At 66.0% G+C, this 20,785-nt stretch carries 19 protein-coding genes and 2 pseudogenes; 19 read left to right on the top strand and 2 right to left on the bottom strand.

Annotated features, from left to right (window positions below):
* Positions 1 to 21: 21 nt before the first annotated feature.
* The 19 genes and pseudogenes from ACPEH0_RS07040 (at position 22) to ACPEH0_RS06950 (ending at position 18,659) form a co-directional block, all read left to right on the top strand.
* A complete protein-coding gene (locus ACPEH0_RS07040; RefSeq protein ID WP_423719434.1) occupies positions 22 to 2,208 on the top strand; it encodes a heavy metal translocating P-type ATPase in 2,187 nt (728 codons plus the stop codon).
* Positions 2,209 to 2,251: 43 nt separating this feature from the next.
* Positions 2,252 to 2,695 (top strand): DUF6153 family protein, encoded by a 444-nt coding sequence (locus ACPEH0_RS07035; RefSeq protein WP_359920899.1) that lies wholly within the window; start codon positions 2,252 to 2,254, stop codon positions 2,693 to 2,695.
* A gap of 91 nt (positions 2,696 to 2,786) precedes the next feature.
* Positions 2,787 to 3,389, top strand: a complete 603-nt coding sequence (locus tag ACPEH0_RS07030) for a DUF305 domain-containing protein (protein ID WP_217529612.1) — start codon at positions 2,787 to 2,789, stop codon at positions 3,387 to 3,389.
* A 231-nt stretch (positions 3,390 to 3,620) separates the two neighbouring features.
* Positions 3,621 to 4,352: a WD40/YVTN/BNR-like repeat-containing protein gene (locus ACPEH0_RS07025; RefSeq protein WP_359920896.1), complete on the top strand. Its 732-nt coding sequence runs from the start codon at positions 3,621 to 3,623 to the stop codon at positions 4,350 to 4,352.
* Entirely contained in the window at positions 4,349 to 5,782 is a 1,434-nt protein-coding gene (locus ACPEH0_RS07020) for a peptidoglycan DD-metalloendopeptidase family protein (protein ID WP_217529610.1), read from the top strand. The genes ACPEH0_RS07025 and ACPEH0_RS07020 overlap by 4 nt, the downstream gene beginning before the upstream one ends.
* A 532-nt stretch (positions 5,783 to 6,314) precedes the next feature.
* Positions 6,315 to 6,698, top strand: a complete 384-nt coding sequence (locus ACPEH0_RS07015; RefSeq protein WP_366213677.1) for a hypothetical protein — start codon at positions 6,315 to 6,317, stop codon at positions 6,696 to 6,698.
* A 277-nt stretch (positions 6,699 to 6,975) separates the two neighbouring features.
* Positions 6,976 to 8,004 (top strand): NAD(P)-binding domain-containing protein, encoded by a 1,029-nt coding sequence (locus ACPEH0_RS07010; protein ID WP_217529606.1) that lies wholly within the window; start codon positions 6,976 to 6,978, stop codon positions 8,002 to 8,004.
* A gap of 63 nt (positions 8,005 to 8,067) precedes the next feature.
* Positions 8,068 to 8,313 carry a hypothetical protein gene (locus ACPEH0_RS07005; RefSeq protein WP_217529604.1) on the top strand — a complete coding sequence of 82 codons (246 nt, stop codon included), beginning with the start codon at positions 8,068 to 8,070 and terminating at the stop codon, positions 8,311 to 8,313.
* A pseudogene (locus ACPEH0_RS07000) lies at positions 8,310 to 8,834 on the top strand (apolipoprotein N-acyltransferase); the annotation flags it as partial. The gene ACPEH0_RS07005 and the pseudogene ACPEH0_RS07000, both read left to right, overlap by 4 nt.
* Positions 8,835 to 8,905: 71 nt before the next feature.
* Positions 8,906 to 9,907, top strand: coding sequence for an apolipoprotein N-acyltransferase (lnt, locus tag ACPEH0_RS06995; protein ID WP_366213678.1), 1,002 nt, complete (start codon positions 8,906 to 8,908; stop codon positions 9,905 to 9,907).
* Positions 9,908 to 10,042: 135 nt separating this feature from the next.
* Positions 10,043 to 10,405, top strand: a complete 363-nt coding sequence (cmtR, locus tag ACPEH0_RS06990; protein ID WP_217529602.1) for a Cd(II)/Pb(II)-sensing metalloregulatory transcriptional regulator CmtR — start codon at positions 10,043 to 10,045, stop codon at positions 10,403 to 10,405.
* 86 nt (positions 10,406 to 10,491) lie between these two features.
* Positions 10,492 to 12,498: a heavy metal translocating P-type ATPase gene (locus ACPEH0_RS06985; protein ID WP_423719445.1), complete on the top strand. Its 2,007-nt coding sequence runs from the start codon at positions 10,492 to 10,494 to the stop codon at positions 12,496 to 12,498.
* Between the two features lie 10 nt (positions 12,499 to 12,508).
* Positions 12,509 to 12,928 (top strand): hypothetical protein, encoded by a 420-nt coding sequence (locus ACPEH0_RS06980; protein ID WP_366213680.1) that lies wholly within the window; start codon positions 12,509 to 12,511, stop codon positions 12,926 to 12,928.
* Between the two features lie 206 nt (positions 12,929 to 13,134).
* Positions 13,135 to 14,046 carry a cation diffusion facilitator family transporter gene (locus ACPEH0_RS06975; protein ID WP_217529597.1) on the top strand — a complete coding sequence of 304 codons (912 nt, stop codon included), beginning with the start codon at positions 13,135 to 13,137 and terminating at the stop codon, positions 14,044 to 14,046.
* Positions 14,047 to 14,384: 338 nt separating this feature from the next.
* The gene (locus ACPEH0_RS06970) at positions 14,385 to 14,918 is read left to right on the top strand and encodes a signal peptidase II (RefSeq protein ID WP_217529593.1); all 534 of its coding nucleotides are present in this window, start codon (positions 14,385 to 14,387) and stop codon (positions 14,916 to 14,918) included.
* On the top strand, positions 14,915 to 15,250 hold the full coding sequence (locus ACPEH0_RS06965; protein WP_217529591.1) for a DUF6804 family protein: 336 nt from the start codon (positions 14,915 to 14,917) through the stop codon (positions 15,248 to 15,250). Before ACPEH0_RS06970 ends, ACPEH0_RS06965 begins: the two co-directional genes overlap by 4 nt.
* A gap of 106 nt (positions 15,251 to 15,356) precedes the next feature.
* Entirely contained in the window at positions 15,357 to 16,298 is a 942-nt protein-coding gene (locus tag ACPEH0_RS06960) for a cytochrome c oxidase assembly protein (RefSeq protein ID WP_423719433.1), read from the top strand.
* Positions 16,295 to 17,725: pseudogene (locus ACPEH0_RS06955) on the top strand (peptidoglycan DD-metalloendopeptidase family protein). Before ACPEH0_RS06960 ends, ACPEH0_RS06955 begins: the two are co-directional and overlap by 4 nt.
* 289 nt (positions 17,726 to 18,014) lie before the next feature.
* Positions 18,015 to 18,659 carry a DsbA family protein gene (locus ACPEH0_RS06950; RefSeq protein ID WP_423719432.1) on the top strand — a complete coding sequence of 215 codons (645 nt, stop codon included), beginning with the start codon at positions 18,015 to 18,017 and terminating at the stop codon, positions 18,657 to 18,659.
* Between the two features lie 385 nt (positions 18,660 to 19,044).
* Here ACPEH0_RS06950 and ACPEH0_RS06945 read toward each other — a convergent pair whose 3' ends face one another.
* Positions 19,045 to 19,659, bottom strand: coding sequence for a YesL family protein (locus tag ACPEH0_RS06945; protein ID WP_217529584.1), 615 nt, complete (start codon positions 19,657 to 19,659; stop codon positions 19,045 to 19,047).
* A gap of 3 nt (positions 19,660 to 19,662) precedes the next feature.
* Entirely contained in the window at positions 19,663 to 20,640 is a 978-nt protein-coding gene (locus ACPEH0_RS06940) for a LacI family DNA-binding transcriptional regulator (RefSeq protein WP_217529578.1), read from the bottom strand.
* Between the last annotated feature and the right edge of the window lie 145 nt (positions 20,641 to 20,785).

Genomic DNA, 20,785 nt, shown 5'->3' with positions numbered 1-20,785 from the left:
AACAGTGGAAGGACGCTCAACATGAGCCAGCACGACCACCACGCACATCACCACCCCACGGCGAGCGGCGAGGGCGGGGATGACACCGCGCAGGGACTGCGCGAAACCGCTGTTGAGCCTGACGCGGTCGATGACCCGCACGCCCACCACACCGCGCGGAACAGTCCTCATGAGGGGCATGCTGGCGGGCACGCGGGGATGCAGCACGGTGGCCATGGTGGTCACGCCGGGCACGGCGCAGACCATGTCGCACGGTTCCGTCGATTGTTCTGGATCAACCTGATCCTCGCTGTTCCGGTGGTGGCCTTCTCGGGCATGTTCTCGATGTTGCTCGGCTACCCGCTGCCCGACACAGCCTGGGTGGGTTGGATCTCCCCGGTTCTCGGCACCGTCATGTACGTGTGGGGTGGTTCCCCGTTCCTGACCGGCGCGGTCAGCGAACTGCGTGCCCGTAAACCCGGCATGATGCTGCTGATCGGGCTGGCGATCACCGTCGCGTTCATCGCGTCGTGGGGGGCGAGTCTCGGGCTGCTGGATCACGAACTGGACTTCTGGTGGGAGCTGGCGCTGCTGATCGTCATCATGCTCCTCGGGCACTGGATCGAAATGCGGTCGCTCGCACAGACCACCTCCGCACTGGACTCCCTTGTCGCGCTCCTCCCGGACGAGGCGGAGAAGGTGGACGGGGACACCACGGTCACCGTCGCGCCCGCTGACCTGCAGGTCGGCGACGTTGTCGTGGTTCGCCCTGGCGGACGGGTTCCGGCTGACGGTCGGGTGGTGCAGGGCTCGGCGAGCATGGACGAGTCGATGATCACCGGCGAATCCAAGCCTGTACGCCGCGGCGACGGGGACGCGGTCGTGGCCGGAACCGTCGCCACCGACTCCGGCATCCGTGTTGAGATCAGCGCCGTCGGAGAGGACACTGCTCTCGCCGGCATCCAACGCCTGGTCACCGAGGCCCAGAATTCCTCCTCGAAGGCGCAGCGCCTCGCCGACCGTGCCGCCGGGTGGCTGTTCTGGTTCGCGTTGGTCGCCGCGGTAATCACCGCCGTTGTGTGGACCATCGTCGGGTTGCCTGATGATGCGGTGATCCGCACCATCACGGTGCTGGTGATCGCCTGCCCGCACGCTCTGGGCCTGGCAATCCCACTGGTGGTGTCCATCGCCACAGAGCGCGCCGCCCGCGGCGGGGTGCTGATCAAAGATCGTCTGGCCCTGGAGAGCATGCGCACCGTCGACACCGTGCTGTTCGACAAGACAGGCACCCTCACCAAGGGCACCCCCGCCGTCACCGCAGTCGAACCTGCCGGTAGCATCGCCCCCGACACGCTGCTCGCCCTGGCCGCCGCGGCCGAGACGGACTCGGAGCATCCACTGGCCCGCGCGATCGTGAACGCCGCGAAAGCCCAGCAGCTCACCGTGCCCGCGGCAGCGGATTTCACCTCGTCCCCAGCGGTAGGAGTCAGCGCACGGGTCGACGGGACGCAAGTGAAGGTTGGTGGCCCGTACCTGCTCGAGCAAGAAGGCGGCAGCGAGCTGCCCGTCGCGGATCAGTGGCGAGAGGAAGGCGCGATCATTCTCCACGTCCTCATCGACGGGCAGGTAGCCGGAGCGCTCCGGTTGGCTGATGAGATCCGGCCCGAGTCCCGCGCGGCCGTGGCCGCGCTGCATGAGCGGAACGTGCAGGTGGTCATGATCACCGGTGACGCGGAAGCGGTCGCAGCCTCGGTCGCGACCGAGCTCGGCATCGACCGGTACTTCGCGGGCGTCCGACCCGAAGACAAAGCCTCGAAGGTGAAGGGGCTGCAGGGCGAGGGCCGCAAGGTCGCGATGGTCGGTGACGGAGTCAACGACGCGCCCGCTCTCGCGCAAGCGGACGTTGGTATCGCGATCGGTGCCGGCACGGATGTCGCGATTGCCTCCGCCGGGGTGATCCTCGCCAGCGACGACCCTCGTTCCGTGCTGTCAGTGAACGAACTGTCTCGCGCGAGCTACCGGAAGATGAAGCAGAACCTGTGGTGGGCGGCCGGCTACAACCTCCTGTCCGTCCCCCTCGCGGCCGGCATCCTCGCCCCGGTCGGGTTCGTGCTACCAATGTCGGTCGGGGCGATCCTGATGTCCTTGTCAACAATCGTGGTGGCCCTCAACGCGCAACTGCTCCGCCGACTGGATCTGTCACCCGACGCGGTCGCCGGGCGCGGCTGATCCGTAGATTCACGTCGTACTCTAGGACCGCGGGAGGTGGAACATGTCGCTGATGAACATCGCTAACAGCGTGGACCGTTCTCATGCGCGCGCCCGCACCCGCACACTGGTCACCCTCCTCGCCGTCACGACCGCCGTGATCGTCGGTCTATTGGCGATGCACTCGCTCGGCTCCGGACAGGGCCACGACGCCGCGCCCATGTCTCATGCTGCCTCGATGGGCGAGACCCACGCGGCAGCGGCCAGCACGAGCGACGGCGCCACAGCGTCGACGGAGTGTGTGGACTGTGGCGGAGGGCATGCGGAGTTGCTGATCATGGCCTGCGTACTGGCGATTCTCGCTCTGGTGATGCTGCTGGCCCCTCGCAGCGCGGCGCTGCTGCGCTTCGTCCGTGACCGAGCACCGACCGTCGCCCCCTTGGCGCCGGGTCGTCGACCTACTCTCGCGGCCCCGTCGTTATCTGTCCTCTGCGTTAGCCGTACGTGAACGGCGGGGGAGTGGGTACCCGGTACCTGCTCGCCTCCGCCTTTTCGCCAGCTCGCCGCTGGCTTCACGTATCGATGCTTGGAGACCCCAGATGAAAATTCGTACAGCGGCCACGGTCGCGCTCACCCTCGCCACCGCTCTCACCCTCGCCGGTTGCGCGGGCGGTGGTAACTCGACGTCTATGCCCGGGATGGACGGCGGAAGCTCTTCGTCAGCTCCCGCCGAGGCTGCGAACTTCAACGACGCGGACGTGATGTTCGCGCAGATGATGATCCCGCACCACACGCAGGCTGTGGAGATGTCGGACATGCTCCTCGGGAAGGACGGTGTCGATGAGCGTGTCACCGCGTTGGCCGAAGAGATCAAAGCCGCCCAGCAGCCCGAGATCGATCAGCTTGAACAGTGGCTGGATCAGTGGGGCGCGGACTCGTCCATGGACGGCATGGGCGACATGGACCAGGGTGGCGGGATGATGACCGAGGACGACATGCAAGCGCTCGAGAGCGCCAGCGGAGACGACGCGTCCCGACTGTTCCTGGAACAGATGACTGTCCACCATGAGGGCGCGATCGACATGGCGCAGGACGAGATCGACAACGGTCAAAACCCCGATGCGATCGAGATGGCGCAGAACATCGTCGACACCCAGACGGCGGAGATCGCGGAGATGGAGAACATCCTCGCGGCACTCTGACCCACACGGTGTGGGGCGCGGTCGCGCCCCACACCGCGGTCAGTGGCCTGCAGGTCCGACATGCAACACCGCTTCTTCCTCGGCGCACCCATGCGCCCACGCACCCCCCGCTCATTCGCCACCCGCCGCGCACTTCCCGCGCTCGGCGTCTTCGCCGCCGCAGTCCTAGTAGTCACCGGCTGCGCAGCGAACCCAGGGCAATCCTCTGGGGCGGAGACACCTCTCACACATGTGCACGGGATCGTCGCCGACCCCGCCGGTGAGGGTTTCCTTATCGGCACACACGCGGGCATCTACCCCACCACCGCAGACGGCGACACCGGTGCCCGGATCGGTCCAGGGTTTGATGCGATGGGGCTTACCGCCGCCGGGGACGCTCTTCTCGCCTCCGGGCACCCTGGCCCCGACACCCCCGCGGAACTTGGCACCCCTCACCTGGGCATCATCCGAAGCACTGACCGGGCCATGACCTGGTCTCCCGTGGTCTTCTCAGGCGAGAAGGACTTCCACGTGCTCGCCGGCACCACCTGGAACGTGGTCTATGGCATCGCCACCGACAACCCTGAACTGCTCACCAGCACCGACGGGGGAGTCACCTGGCAACCCACCGGAGCGGAGGTCCCCGCACGCAACCTCGTCGTGGACGCCACCGAACGGCTCATCGCGTCCACCCCAGACGGGCTGCAAGTGAGCACCGACGCGGGAGCCACCTTCACCGGTTGGACGGACGCTCCCACCATCGCGCTGCTGAACACCTCACCCGACCACCAGCGCATCGTTGGTGTCGACACAGCCGGCACCGTCTGGGTCACTGGCGCCGGCGAGTCGGAATGGGTCGAAGCCGGCACTACCAGCCTGAGCGTGCAGGCAGTCGCGATCACCAACGCGGGAGACGTGCTGACCGTCGACCAGACGGGGATATCTCCTCCCGCCCCACCGGCGTCGACAGGCTCCGAGCAATGAACAGCCCCGACCAGACCCCACCCGCCCGCATCGATGACGTCGATTGCGGCTGCGGCCCGACCCCGGCTGAGGCACGCCGGCTGGGGTCCAGTGTCAGCCGGCGCAGCCTGGTGGGTGCTGCTGCACTGGGAATAGTTCTCAGCGCGACGGGTCTGGGACTAGCGGCACCCGCGTTCGCGGCGAAATACCCCACGTGGGACGACGTCGAGAAAGCGCGCCGCAACCAAGCCAGCAAGAATGCGGAGATCGGCCGCATCGAAACACTGATCCGCTCTCTCACGAACGACGTCGACACCAAACAGGCCGAAGCCGACCGCCTCGGGCAGGAGTACGTGCTCGCTCAAGAGGCATATGAAGACGCAGTCGAACGCGCCGACGCTGTGCAGGCTGAGGCCGATGCCGAAACTGCGCGCGCAGCAGAAGCAGCGGCGAAGCTGGGGGCGCTGGCCGCGGAGCAGTACCGCACCGGGCGAAGCGACCCGACCTTGGAACTGTTCTTCTCCGACACCGCAGCCGACGCGGACGAGCTTCTGGGCCGCTTGGGGGCGATCGACAAGATCGCTGACGCCAACCGAGCCCGATACGCGGACGCTGCCGGTGCCCGCGACAACGCCCGGAACCTGAGCAATCAGGCCGTCGTCGCTCGCGATGAGCGCGATCGCCGCAAGGGCGAAGCGGAACAGAAGATGCGAACCGCGCAAGCAGCCGCGCAAGCCGCGCAAGCGGCGCTCGACGCGCAAACCGAGCACCGGCTCACCCTGGAAGCCCAACTCGACGCACTCCGCGATACGACAGCATCGACACTCGCCGGCTACCAGGCAGGTGTTGAAGCCGAACGCAAACGCCGAGAAGAAGCCCGTCGTAAAGCACGGGAAGCAGCCGCGCGGCAGGCCAGAGAGGAAGAACAACGACGTCGCGAGGAGGAACGGCGGCGACGAGTAACAGGCGGTAAACCCAGCGGGGCCTCCGGCGCGAGCGGCAACACGGGCGGAAGCGGTGGCCAGGTCCAATCGTCGGGATGGGTGCGACCAGCTCACGGCTGGATCAGCTCAGGATTCGGGACCCGAGGGTCGATCTGCCGCAACGGGTACTGCACGAATCGCGGGCACCGCGGGACAGACTTTGCGAGCAGTTGCGGATCCCCCATCTACGCCGCCGCGGCCGGCACCGTCATCTTCGCCGGCTACAGCGGCGCTTGGGGCAACTACATCAAGGTGCAGCACCGCGACGGCACCGTCACCGGGTACGCCCACATCATCGACGGTGGCTACAACGTCCGTTACGGCCAAACCGTCCGCGCAGGCCAAGTCATCGCCTTCATCGGTAGCACCGGCGCCTCAACCGGATGCCACCTCCATTTCGAGGTCTACCTCAGCGGCGTCCGCGTCGACCCCGTCCCGTTCCTCCGTGCCCGCGGGATCGCCGTATGACCCCCCGTATTCAACAGCTGATTCGGATGCGCCCCCTCGATGGGCGACTCACCGTCGCGGAGCGAGCGTCTTACGTCGAATCGTTCCTCGCCTGCGCGGCGACGAAGAAGAGCACTGACGACGTAGCGTGTGCACGCATCGCGGTCCTCCTCGGCCGGGAAGTGAGTTTGGACAGCATGATCATGCGTGTTGCGCTGGAGGACGCTCAGCGGTCCTGTCGGCGATGTCAGCACACATGCACCAGATTGCTCGCCCTTTTCTAGTCCGTTCGCGCGAAGATTCGAGAAGAGCAGATCAGTCCATGCGTGATCCGTCCCGGGGCATGCCGCTGGTGGGCTCGCATCGAGCTCTGGATACCGCTCCAAGGCCCCATCGACGCACACGCCACCGCGCCCTCCTGAGGCAGAGAACCGCACCGGAAGTCGCTACGAAGGGAGCACGGCGAGCTCATAACAGCGGTTGCTACGTTTTCGTCACCATGTTGTCAGGACTGCGCTCTTCAGGTCACCGCCCAGGCGGAAACCGGTGGTCGATGGTGCGCATCCTCGCCGGACTCGTGCTCGCGCTACTGGTGTGCGCCGGGGTGTTTTCCACAACGCACGCGGAGAACTCTGACACCGCAACCACCTCCTCTATGGTCGAATCCGCTTCCACCGGCGTCCCAAGCGTGACCGAAGGTTTCACGTCTGTTGACGCAGCGATCGACACCTCTCACGGAGTCACTGGTGCAGCGGCATGCCTCATCGGTGTGCTGTGCACTTTGCTGCTCGTGGCTCTTCTTCGCGAGTATCTGCTGCACCGCGGTACCGCCAGATCGGCAGCGATGGCTCCCCGCTCGACGCAGGCATCGCTTGCACGCGTCCTCGTGCCACCGATGCCGCTATCGCTTCATCAGCCGTCCATCTCCCGAACCTGAACCGGGTCCCTGTCCTTCTCAGGGGTTCCCCGCTGTCCCGGCGGAGAACCGTGACCTGCCGTTTCTTGTTCTGGAGAGTCCCTATGTCTGTTCTCTTGGCGGCAATCCCGCCGATCGCCGCCGCGCCACGCGGCCAATACCACCGGCGCCTTCGTTCCCGGCCCGAGACCCCGGGGCCCCAGGGAACAGACCGCTCACACCCTGCGACGCTGAATCTGCGGGCCTCCCGCCCCCTGGGAACGGGCCCTCATGCTGCCCGGAAGCGCGGGAGGGGCTGGTGACCTCGGTCGGGCTGTCCCATCGACGAGCCATCATCGTCGGGGCCGGGCAGACGGGTCTCGCCGTCGCCGCTGAACTGATCAGTCGAGGTTTCCGCCCTCAGCAGGATTTCGTGATGATCGACTCTGCTCCGCCAGGTCACCGTAGTTGGAGGACGCGGTGGCACTCGATGGAGCTGCTCAGCTCCGCTCGCCACAGCGGACTCGCTGTCCGGCCACTACCGGGCGATCCCGACCGCCACCCGCGAGCTGACGAGATCGCTGACTACCTGCACACCGTGGAGGGAGAGCTCGGCGTCGCCCCAGTTTGGGGGGTTCGAGCGTTGAAATTGGAGCGCCGCGGGGAAGGTACGGCGCTCACCCTCACCACCACGGCTGGTGAGGTCCAGACACGCAACGTCGTGTGCGCGACCGGCGCAGCCGCGCGTCCCTTGGTTCCCGGATGGGCGGCCCGGTTGCAGTTGCCAGGGGCCCTCCTCCACAGCAGCGACTATCACTACCCCCGGCAGATCCCTCCCGGCCCGGTACTGGTCGTGGGCGGGGGTCACAGCGGCGTGCAGATCGCCCGCGAGCTCGCGGGATCCCACACGGTGACCCTGTCGACTCGCTCGCCTCGACGACTTCGTTGGATCAGCCGCCAACGGACCGCCGCAGGTGCCCCTACTGCGTGGGTTCCCTGGTCCAAAGGACCGGAGCCGGACTCTGCAGAGACCCTTTCCGAACGTGGCGGCTCGCGGGTCAAGGTGACTGCTGCCGTCGCGGACGTGGCCGACCGCACTTCCGTTCAGCTGACAACGGGGGAGCGGCTGCGAGGAATCGAATCGTTGATTCTCGCGACCGGTTATGAGCCGGCGGATCAATGGCTACCGGAAGCAACGCGTTCCGACACGACCCGCCGTACGCGCACCTCAATGCCGGGCCTGTTCGTTGCAGGTGTACCGGCTTACAGCTGGCGTCGGGCCGACACGCTCGCCGGGGTGTGGCGCGACGCCGCCACGATCGCCCGGCAGATCGTCGATCGGCCTTGACCACACCGCATGCGTCCCGCGACCGCAGCGATGTAGCGGCAGTCGCGTGAAAAGGAGAAACAGATGACTGATAAACCGCGACGACAGGACGACCCTGTGCGTCGATACCGGCACCGTCAACGCTGGCTGCGGCTCGGGCAGATCACCATGCTCGCTGGTGTCATCGTCCTGGTCGTGCACTGGCTGACGCATCTTGAAGCGTTTGGTCCAGGCCAACCGGAGGGCTGGGTGGATCTCGTCGCCGGGTACCCGATGGGTGCGCTGCTGCTCTTGGCGGGAGCGATCGCTGCAGGACACAAACCGGCATGACCCTGCGTCCATTGGCGGCCGGCCCGCGCGAACCTCAGCAAAGGATACGCCCCCCGTTGCTGCCGCTGTGGGCGGCGCTGCCGGCGGCAGCCGTCGCCGGCATCCTGATGGATGTGGCGTACCCGGATGTGGGTTGGTGGCCGGCAGCCTTCGTTGCCACCGGTGTCCTGCTGATAGCAGCGGTCGGGCGCAGTGTGATGGGCTCGCTCGCCGTCGGGTTGGTCTTCGGGATCGTGTTCTTCTCCCTGGTCGTGTCCTGGACGTCTCGTTACCTCGGCCCCCTCCCATGGGCCGTGCTCACGATCGTGGAGGGCGTGCTAACGGCCGTGTGGTTGATACCGCTGACGTTGGCGTATCGATGGCTATCCCAGCTGATCCGCTCTGACGGGGCCCGGCTGATCCTGCTGCCCGTCGTCGTTGCATCGCTGTGGACGGGCCGGGAGGTGATGCTGGGTGCCTGGCCGTACGGTGGGTTCCCGTGGGCGCGGCTGGGTATGACGCAGTCGGAAGCACCAGCCGCCTCCCTCGCCTCCTGGGTAGGTGTGAGCGGACTGAGCTTTGCGATGGTGTTTGCTGTTGCAGTCTTCATCGAATGGGTCCGGACGCGCGCGTGGCGCTTTCCCGCGCGTTACGTTGCTCCGCTCCTCACGGTCGGCGTACTCGTTCTCACTCCCGCCTTCTCCACGACACCGGCTGGCACCATGCGTCTCGGTGCTGTGCAAGGGAACGGCCGTCGGGCTATTTCGATGAGCGCGCGCCCGGGGCGATCGCATCCGCTCAGAGCAGAGCTTCCGCTGCGCTCCGCGGAGCCGATCTCGACCTCGTTGTGTGGCCAGAGGGATTGGACGCGGACCCCTTCCAAGACGGCTATCTCGCCTCAAACCTGACGCAAATCAGCACGCAACTGGGCGCCCCCGTGCTAGCTAATGCTGCCACCAGCTCAGGCAACAAGCTGTTCAATACTTCGTTCCTGTGGGACCCGAGCATCAGCCCTGCCCCTACCCGGGAACAGGTGCAGACCCATGCGAAACGCAATCCCGTGCCGTTCGGTGAGTACGTGCCCGATCGCGCGTTCTACGCCATGCTCGCGCCGGACCTCGTCGGGCTCATCCAGCGCGAGTATTCCCCCGGTACCGACAGCCCCGTCGTGTCAGTCGCCGGGATTACCGTCGGTCTCGCGATCTGCTTCGACGTGATCTACGACAACGTCATCGCAGAAAGCATCACCAGCGGCGCAGAAGTGCTCGTGTTCCAGACAAACAACGCCGACTTCCGCGGAACAGATGAGAACCTGCAGCAGCTCGCCTTCGCGCGCATGCGAGCAATCGAGACCGGGCGGGCCGTTGTGAATGTATCTACAGTCGGCACCAGTCAAATCATTCGGCCAGACGGTTCTACACAAGCCTCACTGAACGCCGGTGAAGCTGGCGTACTCGTTGAACAGGTCGAACTGCGGACCGGGGCGACACCTGGAATCATCGTGGGCACTTCCGTGTCGATAGGGGCAGCATGGGGCGGACTCGCGGTCCTGATGATTGCTGGCTGGATCGCCCATCGAAGAGCTCGGCTACGAGGCGAGATGTCGCCCGCCTAGCGGGGTAAGACCTAATGGCGGCGACCGTCACCACAGCAACCTGCGAGCAGACCGATAATCGCTCTTATGTCGGCCCGGCACCCCACCACCTGCTCAGGTTCGTAAACAGGTCATCATCCGGTGTATAGTCACCGCATGCTGACTCGTGCCTCGCGGGTGGACGTAATGAACCGACTCGGCCGCGCAATGGCGGACCCAACTCGTTCCCGCATCTTGTTGTCCCTCTTGGAAGGTCCCGGTTATCCGGCTGAGCTGGCCCGCGAATTGGGTCTGTCTCGGACGAACGTGTCGAATCATCTTGCGTGTCTGCGTGGGTGCGGGCTGGTGGTTGCGTCTCCTGAGGGGAGGCGGACGCGGTACGAGGTCGCCGACCCGCATCTGGCATTCGGGCTGCGACAGCTACTGAAAGCCGTCGTTGCGGTGGATGAAGGTGTCGCGTGTGTGGACGACGGATGTGAGTGCTGCTCCACCAGTACGACGCTGGAGGTAGGACGGTGAGCGAGGAGTGCTGCGGGCAGGCGGAGCGGCCGAAGCAGATCCGCCGGATTACGCTGGCAAACCCGCAGAGGGAGAGCGTGGACGACTTGTGCTGCGCTCCAGCGCAAGCAGCCCTAAGGCCTGAACCTCACGCCGACGCAGACGCGTGCTGCGGCGCCGATGAGCGGGCCGTCGTGGGGGAGGAGCCTGGGGGCCGTCCGGTGTGGTGGCGGGATGCCGGGTTGCTTCCTTCGGTCGTGGCGGGTGTGCTCTTGCTTGCGGGGTACGTCTCAGAGTGGTCAGGGGCAGAACTTCCGGCAGTGGTGCTGCTGTGGGCATCGCTTCTTGTGGGGGCATCAACGTTCGTTCCTGGCGCGGCGCGTCGGCTGATGCACGGTCGTCTGGGCGTGGGGCTGCTGATGACGATCGCTGCTGTTGGCGCTGTCGCCCTTGGACATGTCGGCGAAGCTGCGACGCTGGCGTTCTTGTTCTCTTTGGCCGAGGCGCTCGAGGACCGGGCGATGGATCGGGCGAAGGAGGGACTGCGGGCCCTGTTGTCTTTGATCCCCGACACCGTGCGGGTATCGCGCTTGTCCGGCGTCGAGACCATCTCAGCCTCAGACGTGCGCCAACTCGATGTGCTCATCGTCCGCGCGGGTGAACGTGTTGGGACCGATGGTGTGGTCATCGAGGGCAGATCGAGCCTGGACACGTCCGCGGTCACCGGGGAGTCGATTCCGGTAGAAGTTGGTCCAGGCGCCGTTGTCACGGCTGGGTCGATCAATGGGGCAGCCACTCTCCGGATCGAGGCCACTGCGGACGGTCATGACAACTCGCTCACTCAAATCGTTGGCTTAGTGGAGCAGGCTCATACCCGGAAGGGAGAGCGGGCTCGCCTCGCCGATCGGATTGCTCGGCCTCTTGTCCCCGCGGTTCTGCTCGCCGCGACGTTGGTGGCCTTGTTCGGGCTGCTCATTGGTGACCCGTGGACATGGGTAGAGCGGGCATTGGTCGTCCTCGTCGCAGCGTCACCGTGCGCGCTCGCGATTGCAGTCCCGGTAACGATAATCAGCGCGATCGGATCGGCATCGAAGTTCGGTGTCGTGATCAAGTCCGGGGAGGCGTTCGAGCAGCTCGGCACAATCCGTACCATCGCCTTCGATAAGACAGGCACCCTCACCCGGAACGAACCCACCGTTGTCGACGTGCACCCTGCACCCGGGTACTCGCGCGAGGACGTCCTGGCCTGGGCGGCCGCGGTCGAGAGCTCTAGCACCCACCCCCTCGCCGCGGCCATCTCGTCCGCGTCATCGGCCGCCGCGCCGGCTACCGACGTCGTCGAGTACGCCGGGCTAGGGATCACCGGCCTCGTCGGTGGGCGGCGTGTTCGCGTTGGCAACGTCCGGTGGCTCAACCTCGGCGACTGGGTGCTCTGTGCCGATGACATGGCCGCGCAGGGCATGACGGTCGTTGTTGTAGAAACCGACGGCGTTGTTGCAGGTCTCATCGGGGTTCGCGACGAGCTGCGCCCCGAGTCGGCAGAAACTATTCGACTTCTCCATGAGCAAGGCATTTCCACGGTCATGCTCACGGGGGACAACGCCCGTACCGCTGCTGCTCTCGCCCGCGACGCCGGAATTACCGACATTCGGGCAGAGCAACTCCCAGCCGATAAGGCTGCCGCGATCAGCGAACTGATCGCCTCCCGGCCGACCGCGATGGTAGGCGATGGCATTAACGATGCACCGGGCCTTGCAACTGCCACAGTGGGCATCGCGATGGGAGTGAAGGGATCGGCGGCGGCCGTGGAATCCGCCGACATCGCCTTCTCCGGCCACGACCTCCGCCTGATTCCCGGCGCTCTGGCCCATGCCCGGCGCGGCCATCGCATCATGACCACCAACATTGGCCTCGCACTCGCGGTCATCATCGTGCTGTTCCCGCTCGCCCTATCCGGCCTGCTCGGGCTGGCCGGCGTCGTCCTAGTGCACGAGATCGCGGAGGTCGTCATCATCCTAAACGGTGTCCGCGCCGCCCGCAGGGCAAGTCCCCGGCTGGCGAGTGCACCGACACCGCCTCGGGTGACAGCTGATGATATTTCCCGGTTGGTATAGTTTTCCCGCCATGGTTGAGATGCCGCTGACGCACGCGACATCAGTTACCAGCACCGCCCGACCGATAACGAAACTCATTTCGATCGGAATTGCGGCCCTTCTGCTGGTGGCCGGCATTCTGACGGTGTCCCATATGGATGATGTCGCGGTCGCGCCGGTGACCGTGGCGAGCAGTGCCGCTTTGCCCTCTTTGGAAGCGACCGCATCTTCCACAACCACGTCCGACGACATCGTCGCCGCGGCGGTGGGGGTTTGCGTTTTCGGCGTGGTTTGCTCCCTGATCGCGTTCGCGTGGCTGCGTCGAGCTTTCGTACTGCTTGGACGGCGTCGACTCATTGCTGTGACCAGACGTGTACGGGGGGCGCTCAGGCCACGCCGCACACGCGTTCCAAGGCCGACGACCGTCCTCCTCTGCATCGCCCGGGTTTGAGCCCAGTCTCCATCACCTGATCGGCCGGCGCTCAGCCTCCATAACCCGATCAGCCGGTACCTGCCTAGTCGCCACAGCTTCTGATGCTGCCCGCGAAGTCACCGCAGCTTGCCGTGTGCAACCACTCACCGTGCTCGCTGACGCCGCCGAGGGCGGTGAGTGACGCACGGCCACCAATCATTCATCCCCGTGAGAGGAACGAACGCATGGGATCAGCTCACAGCCACGGAACGGGCGAGGGAACCCCGAGAAAGCGCCTGCTGATCGCTTTCGCAATCACGACCTCGGTCTTTGTGGTTGAGGTCGTGGGCTCAGTGATTACTGGCAGCTTGGCCCTGCTCATCGACGCAGCACACATGCTCACCGATGTGATCGGGTTGGGCCTCGCGGTCACCGCCGCCCACCTGATGAATCGTGCTCCGACTGACCGCCACACGTGGGGGCTCCGTCGCGCCGAGGTACTGGGCGCTCTGACTCAGGCAGCCTTGCTGTTGGGGGTTGGGTTGTTCGCTCTCGTCGAGGGGATTCGGCGCCTGTTTGAACCTCCTGAGATCTCCTCCGGCGCGCTCCTCTTCTTCGGCGTCGTCGGCCTGGTCGCGAATATCGCTTCATTGCTCGTGCTGCTGAGTGGCCGCAAGCAGAACCTCAACATGCGCGCCGCGTTCTTGGAGGTTCTCAATGACGCGTTGGGGTCAGTCGGCGTGATCGCCAGCGCGATCGCGATCACGGCATTCGGGTGGTATCAGGCTGACGCGGTCGCAGGAATTCTGATCGCGTTGCTCATCATTCCTCGCACGTTGCTCTTGCTCCGCACTGCGGGGAGCGTGCTGCTTGAGTCCACCCCGCCGGGCCTGGACCTCCAGGACGTGCGTCGGCACCTGCTCGAGCTACCCCATGTCATCGCCGTCCACGACCTTCATGCGTCGCAGGTGTCGACAGACTTGCCGACCCTGACCGCGCATGTGGTGGTGGATGACGGGCTCAACGGGGAGGAATCCGCGCAGTTGCTGCGGTCACTGCAGGTGTGTGTAAGTGACCACTTCCCGATCAGCATCGAGCACTCCACCTTCCAGATCGAACCCCAATCCCACTTCGGGGAGCACCGCGCCCATGCGTAATGCACACTGCCAGTGGTTCACCGCCACGATGCTCGCCATGATCGTCGCCGGATCGGCGATCCTCGCACCAGCTGCCGTAGCCGACTCCCGCGAGCTCACCACAGTCCCCTCGGGCCCCACCTCGACGAGCACCCCGGAGCCAACACCCAGCCCGTCACTCCCGTCCGCGCCCGCTGAAGATGTACACAACGAACCCAGTTCAACCAGCCAAGCCCTGCCGGTGGTGGGACTTGTCGGTGGGATCGCACTCATCGGCGGCTGTTTGATCGTCGTGGTCATGATGGGCCGGGAACGGCGCCGTCGCGATCTCGCCGAACTGGGCCGTGGGAAGGGATCAGATGAGCGCTAACAGGCTGCGCCTCGTCGCTCTCGCAGGTATCACTGCCGGACTTACCGTCCTCGTCGACCAGGGCACCAAAGCCAACGCACTGAGCGGGTTGAGCCCAAGCGAGCGCATCCCCCTCCTCGGGGATCTCCTCGGCTTGCAGCTGGCTTTCAACCCGGGAGCATTCCTCTCCTTGGGTTCGAACATGACCTGGGTGCTGACGACGCTCGGCGTGGTCGCGACCGCGCTTCTCGGTATTGCCGCGTGGCGCTCGCGAACGCCGGGGTGGGCCGTCGGAATGGGGCTCGTCCTTGGCGGTGCGATCGGGAACCTCATTGACAGGCTCTTCTTCTACCCCGCGTTCGGTCGCGGCTACGTCATCGACTTCTTGGCGTACGGGAACCTCTTCATCGGAAATCTTGCTGATGTCGCACTCGGTGTCGGTGGAGGCGTCTTGCTTCTCACCCTTTGGCGGCAACGTCGGCACCGCCGGGCGACGGCAAAACACGACTCCCACGCACGGGTGCCGGATGAGCGTGCGCTATGACCAAGAAGCAGCGCACCCCCTCCACCTACCAGCGCAACGCTCTGGCGCCGGCACTCATCGCAGCGGCGGTGCTCTTCCTGGCCCCGACGCTGCAGGACAGCGATTGGTTTGCGATCGTGCGGTTCGTGGTTGCCATTCTCGCGGCGATCGCCGCATGGTTCGCGTTCCAAGCCCGACAGTGGTGGTGGATCCCAGTGCTCGCGACGATCGTCGTGCTCTGGAATCCCATCCTCCCGTTCCCCTTCTCAGGGCCCGTGTGGTCGGCGGCGCAACCGGTCGCCGCGGTTGCGTTCCTCATTGCCGGTTCACTCATCAAGGTGCGTCGACCGTGAGATCACGCACACGCAGAGGCACGGCACAGCGCCCCCGAACACCGCCGCCGCTCGCCCCAGTGAGGACGATTGCGGAGCTGTGGCTGCCGGGGTGGGGAGCTATCCGGTGAGTGGCTGGATTCCCGACGCGCCGCCTTCGTTCCTCGCGTTCCTCACCCCCAACCCGCAGCCGTTTCCGGTACTTCCGGTGATGGCGATCGTGCTGGCGGCCGCGTATGTGGCGGGAGTGGTCCGATTGCGGCGCCAGCGGAGACGCTGGTCGATGATGCGGGCGGGGTCGTTCCTGTTGGGGTGTGTGATCCTGTTCGTCATCACCGGTCTGGGTGTCGAGAACTACAGCTACGCACTGTTCTCCGTTTCGATGTTCCAGCAGCTGACCTTGATGTTCACCATCCCGCCGCTGCTGATCCTGGGGTCTCCCGGAACGTTGCTTCTGCGCTCGACACCACACCACGGCCTGGGCCTCATCCTCCTTCGACTGGCGCATGCGGGCCTGCGCAGCAGAGCCGCTCGATGGGCGCTGAGCCCCGCCGTCGCGGTGCCCCTACACCTGTTGGCGTTCTACGGGTTGTACCTCGCCAAACTTGCCGACCCGATCCTCACCGTGCCCGGCGGACATCAGCTCCTCGATGTCGCATTCTTGACGGTCGGGGTCCTGTTCACGGTACCGATTCTTTCCAACGATCCGCTGCCCTCGCGGATGTCCTACCCGGGCAGGGCTCTCGATCTGTTTGCCGAGGCGGCGCTCCACGCGTTCTTCGGGGTGTTTCTCATGATGAGCACCACCCTCCTGGTCGACCGCTTCGCCGCTCCGCCCGCCGCGTGGGGCATCGACCCTCTCGATGATCAGTGGCTGGCAGGTGCACTCGCATGGTCCTACGGCGAAGGTCCCACGCTTCTCATGCTGATCTACGTCGTGCATCGGTGGTTCCGCGACGACACACGACGCGCCGTCGAAGCCGACCGGCACGCTGACGCGTACGGGCACGCCGACCTCGACGCGTACAACGAATACCTCACCGCCCTCGCCCGAAAGGACGCCCAATGAGACGCCGCAACCCGGAGGGACCCCTGCATGTGCCTGACGTTGACTGCGGGTGCGCCCCCACAGCCGACGAGCTGCGATCGCTCCGCACCATTTCCCGCCGTGGCGTCGTCGGCTTGGCCGCGATAGGAGTCGTGGTCGGATCGGTGGGGCTGGGCGTAGCGGTACCGGCGTTCGCGGCGAAGTATCCCACGTGGGACGACGTGGAGAAAGCGCGTGCCAATCAGGCCGCAAAGAGCACTGAGATTGCCCGTATCGAAGGCCTCATCCGCGGCCTCGAACGCGACGTCGACGCGAAACAAGCCGAGGCGGAACGGCTCGGGCAGGAGTATCTGCTCGCTCTTGAAGCGTTCGAGGATGCCGTCGACCGGGCGCAGACCCTCCAGGACCAGGCCGACGCCGAGACTGCTCGTGCTCGTGAAGCAGCGGCGAAGCTCGGCGACCTCGCCGCGTTGCAGTACCGCAACGGGAAAAGTGATCCTACCCTCGAACTGTTCTTCTCGGGATCCGGGGCGGATGCCGACGATCTACTGGCCCGTCTCGGCGCCGTCGACAAGCTCGTCGACGCGAATCGTGACGTGTACGCGGACGCCGTTGGCGCACGTAACAGCGCCCAGAGCCTCACCGACCAGGCCAAGGTCGCGCGCGATGAGCGAGACCGTCTGAAGCTGCAAGCTGAGGAGCGCATGGACGCGGCGCGACAGGCCGCGCAGGCCGCGCAGGCAGCACTCCTCGCGCAGAATGAGCACCGCCTCACCCTCGAAGCGCAGCTCTCGGCGCTGCAAGACACCACCGCCAAAACCACTGCCGGATATCGGGCAGGTGTGGAGGCCGAGCGCAAGCGCCGTGAAGAAGCACAGCGGAAAGCCAGAGAGCAAGCCGCCCAGCGGGCACGCGAGGAAGAACGCCGCCGGCTCGAGGAAGAAGAGCGCCGCCGCCAACAAGCCGCAGCAGGCGGAGGCAACCAGGGAAGACCCAGTGGCGGTAGCTCAGCCGGTGGGCGTCCCGCTCCCTCCGGGTGGGTGCGGCCGGCGCACGGAGGAGTGACATCTCCCTTCGGGTCGCGCGGCACAATCTGCAGTAACGGGTACTGCACATCCAGCGGCCACCGCGGACTCGACTTCTCCGCAGGCTGCGGCGCACCGCTATACGCCGCAGCAGCAGGAACGGTCATCTTTGCCGGATGGAGCGGGTCTTGGGGCAACTACGTCAAGATTCAACACCGCGACGGCAGCGTCACCGCCTACGCGCATATCCTCAACGGTGGGTAGAACGTCAGCTATGGGCAGACGGTGCGCGCCGGGCAGGTCATCGCCTATGCCGGCACCACCGGGGTCTCGACCGGGTGCCATCTCCACTTCGAGGTATACATCGGCGGGGTGCGGGTCGACCCAGCAGCCTTCCTCCGAGCACGCGGCGTCGGCCTCTGACAATGCAACCCTCGACATCGCCAGTTTTACGGAGACTCCGACGCTCAGTGTCGGTTCCTCTCCTCATCAACTACCGAGCCAAACCGGCGATGGTAGGCGGGGCGTATTCCCTCATCGCCCTGCGGCAGCTGCGTGATGGTGCCACGTCGCTGCCCGTTCGGGCAGACCCCGGGCCCTCCGATGGGTCTGCCCGAACCCTTACCCAGCGCCCAAGCACCAGGGGCAAGTAGAACGCACCGCTACCCGAATGATCAGGAGTCTCGTGAAACCCGCAGCCAGAGCCACCATCGTGACCATCGCCGTGGTCGTTGTCCTCGTCGCACTTGTTGCCGCGATCGCACTCATCAACCGTCCGGAAGCACCCACACCCCCGGCCGCGACCGACGGGGCACTCCCCGGGGCTCGTGCCAATTCCCATGTTCTCGATGACGCCGGGCCCGACGCGCCAACCCTGGTCGAGTTCCTCGACTTCGAATGCGAGGCATGCGGAGCGTTCTACCCGGTCGTAGAACAGCTTCGTGAGGAATACGCCGGGGACATCAATTTCGTGGTCCGGTACTTCCCGCTTCCAGGGCACTTCAACTCGATGAACGCCGCCCTCGCGGCAGAAGCGGCCGCTCAACAAGACGAGTTCGAAGCCATGCACAGCCGTCTCTTCGAAACCCAAGCTGAATGGGGGGAACTCCGCGAATCACGCGCGGAGCTGTTCCGCAGCTACGCCGAAGACCTCGGCCTCGACATGGATGCCTATGACGCTGCGGTTGCGGACCCGGCAACGCAGCAGCGGGTAGAGGAGGACGTCAACGACGGGCAGTACCTCAACGTCACCGGCACTCCCACCTTCTTCCTCAACGGCGAGAAGCTACAACTCGAGCAACTCTCCGACCTCACCGACGCGCTCGACCAAGCAACAGGTCGCGCACCGCAGCAATGACGGATTCCTGACGATGCCTCTATGGCGCCAGTACGAGAGTTCCTCAAACTACGTGCCCTCGACGGTCGACTGACCGTCGAGGAACGGGCGTTGTTCGTCGAGAGTTACCTACAGTGCGAGAAGGTTGCCGGCAATCTGATCGTCGATGCATGCGCAGAGGTTGCCCTCATCCTGAGCCGTCATACCGGCGCAGACCGAGCATCGATAAGGAGCGCTCTCCGACAAAGTATCGCCGAATGCGAAGACTGCAGGCTGGTCAGCCTGGAGCTGCTTAGCCGCCTCTAGACAGGGCGTCACTCGGCCCATCAGCCCCTCTCGGGGTCAACCGATAATCTGCGTTATGTCATCTTGGGGTGCTGTCGATGCGCCGACATCGCATGACGTCTCAGGCGGCGGTGCCGGAGCGGCGCCGGTGGATGCTGCGGAACAGGAACGCGCAGCCGTAGGCGCCGACGGAGAAACCGATCGTCGCGACGAGGAAGATCGTCGGCGGGAAGACGATCACGAGGCACAGCACGGTGACCGGGATGACGAGCAGCACGAGGGTGCGCAGGGGCTCCGCCGCGGGCAGCAGGAGCGCGTTCTTGAGCGTCTGACGGAACGGCGCCCGGTACGAGGCGACGAGCGCCATCGCGTGCAGGAACGCGGCGACCGCGTAGGCCGCGGCCGCGAAACCGAGTACCGCGAGACCCGTGAACAGCGGCTCGGGCGAGGACAGCCAGAACACGCCGCTGAAGGCCAGCGCGACGGCGGCCGACAGCAGGATGAGGGTGAGCCCGGTCGCGGCGAGGAAGTTCCGGCCGAAGGCGGGGAGGAAGTCGCGCACCGGCCTTCCGCTCTCCTCGTCCGAGTAGCGTCGGGTCACCTCGAACAGCGCGCTGGTGGCCGCGCCGATCGTCACGATCGGGACGCAGCACACGAGGAACAGGATGTTGAGGGCGACGAACTCGAGGAAACTCGTCAGGCCCTGGACCGCGCGGTTCTCCGGATCGATCCGCATCCGTCAGCCGGTCGCATCGGCGAAACGCGGGGCGATCAGTTCCGCCCCCGGTCCGCGGGTGCCGCCGATGGCGTCGAGCAACGCCCGGGCGCCCCGCGCGCCGAGGGTCTCGGCCGGCAGGTCGATGACGTCCGAGACGCCCGGCACGTGCAGGGCGAGTTCGGCGGGGCTCAGCGCGAGGATCTCGACAGGGCCCGTGTCCCCCGCTCCCATGAGGCGGGCGGCGATGAAGGGGAGGGCCGCCTCGTTGTGGACGAACAGCGCCGTCGTGTCGGGGGACTCCGCGAGCACGGCGTCGACGACCTCGGTCGCACCCGGCCCCGACGGGCAGGGCAGGGCGCGCGCGGTGAGGCCGGCCGCCTCGCTCGCGGCGAGGAACCCGCGCATGAGGCGGTCGGAGTACGACGTGTGCCGGGCCTGCACCTGCGGCGGGGCGCCGAGCAGGGCGACGGACTGATGGCCGCGCTCGGCGAGCCGCTGAGCGGCCAGTCGGCCGGCGGCCTCGAAGTCGAAGTCGACGCAGACGAGGTCGTCGGCAGCATCCGGCAGTCCGATGAGCACGGCCGGGATGCTGAGCTCGGCCAGCGCACCGACGCGCGGGTCGCTCGTCTCGACGTCGAGGATGAGGACGCCGTCGACCATGCCCGCCCGCGCGGCGCGTTCCACCCCCGCGGCGTCGTCGCTGGTCAGCAGGAGGATGTCGTGGTGATGCGCGCGTGCCTCTTTGAGGGCGCCGGCGACGATCTGCATGACGACGTGCACGTCGACGCCCGCGCGGATCGGCGCCTGCAGACCGAGGACGCTCGTGGAGCGCGAGGCGAGCGATCGGGCGCTGGCCTGCGGGCTGTAGGAGAGGTCGGCCATCGCCCGCTCGACGCGCTCGCGCGTCTCCTGCGAGATCGTCCGTTTGCCGCTCATCACGTAGGACACCGTCGAGATCGAGACCCCCGCGGCCTGCGCCACGTCCGCGATCGTGGTCATGAACACTCCTTCTCCGCGGGGTCTGCTCCGACACCCGGGTGGATCGAGCGTATCTGCTCGTCATGAGCCGGGAACGCCGCCCGCCGGACCGATGGACACGGTCCTGATCGCTAGTATAGGTTGGAATCGTTGAAGCGCTTCGACA

Source organism: Microbacterium sp. NPDC079356 (assembly GCF_049545465.1).
Lineage (GTDB): Bacteria > Actinomycetota > Actinomycetes > Actinomycetales > Microbacteriaceae > Microbacterium > Microbacterium gawkjiense.
This window is presented reverse-complemented; position numbering and strand designations above follow the sequence as displayed.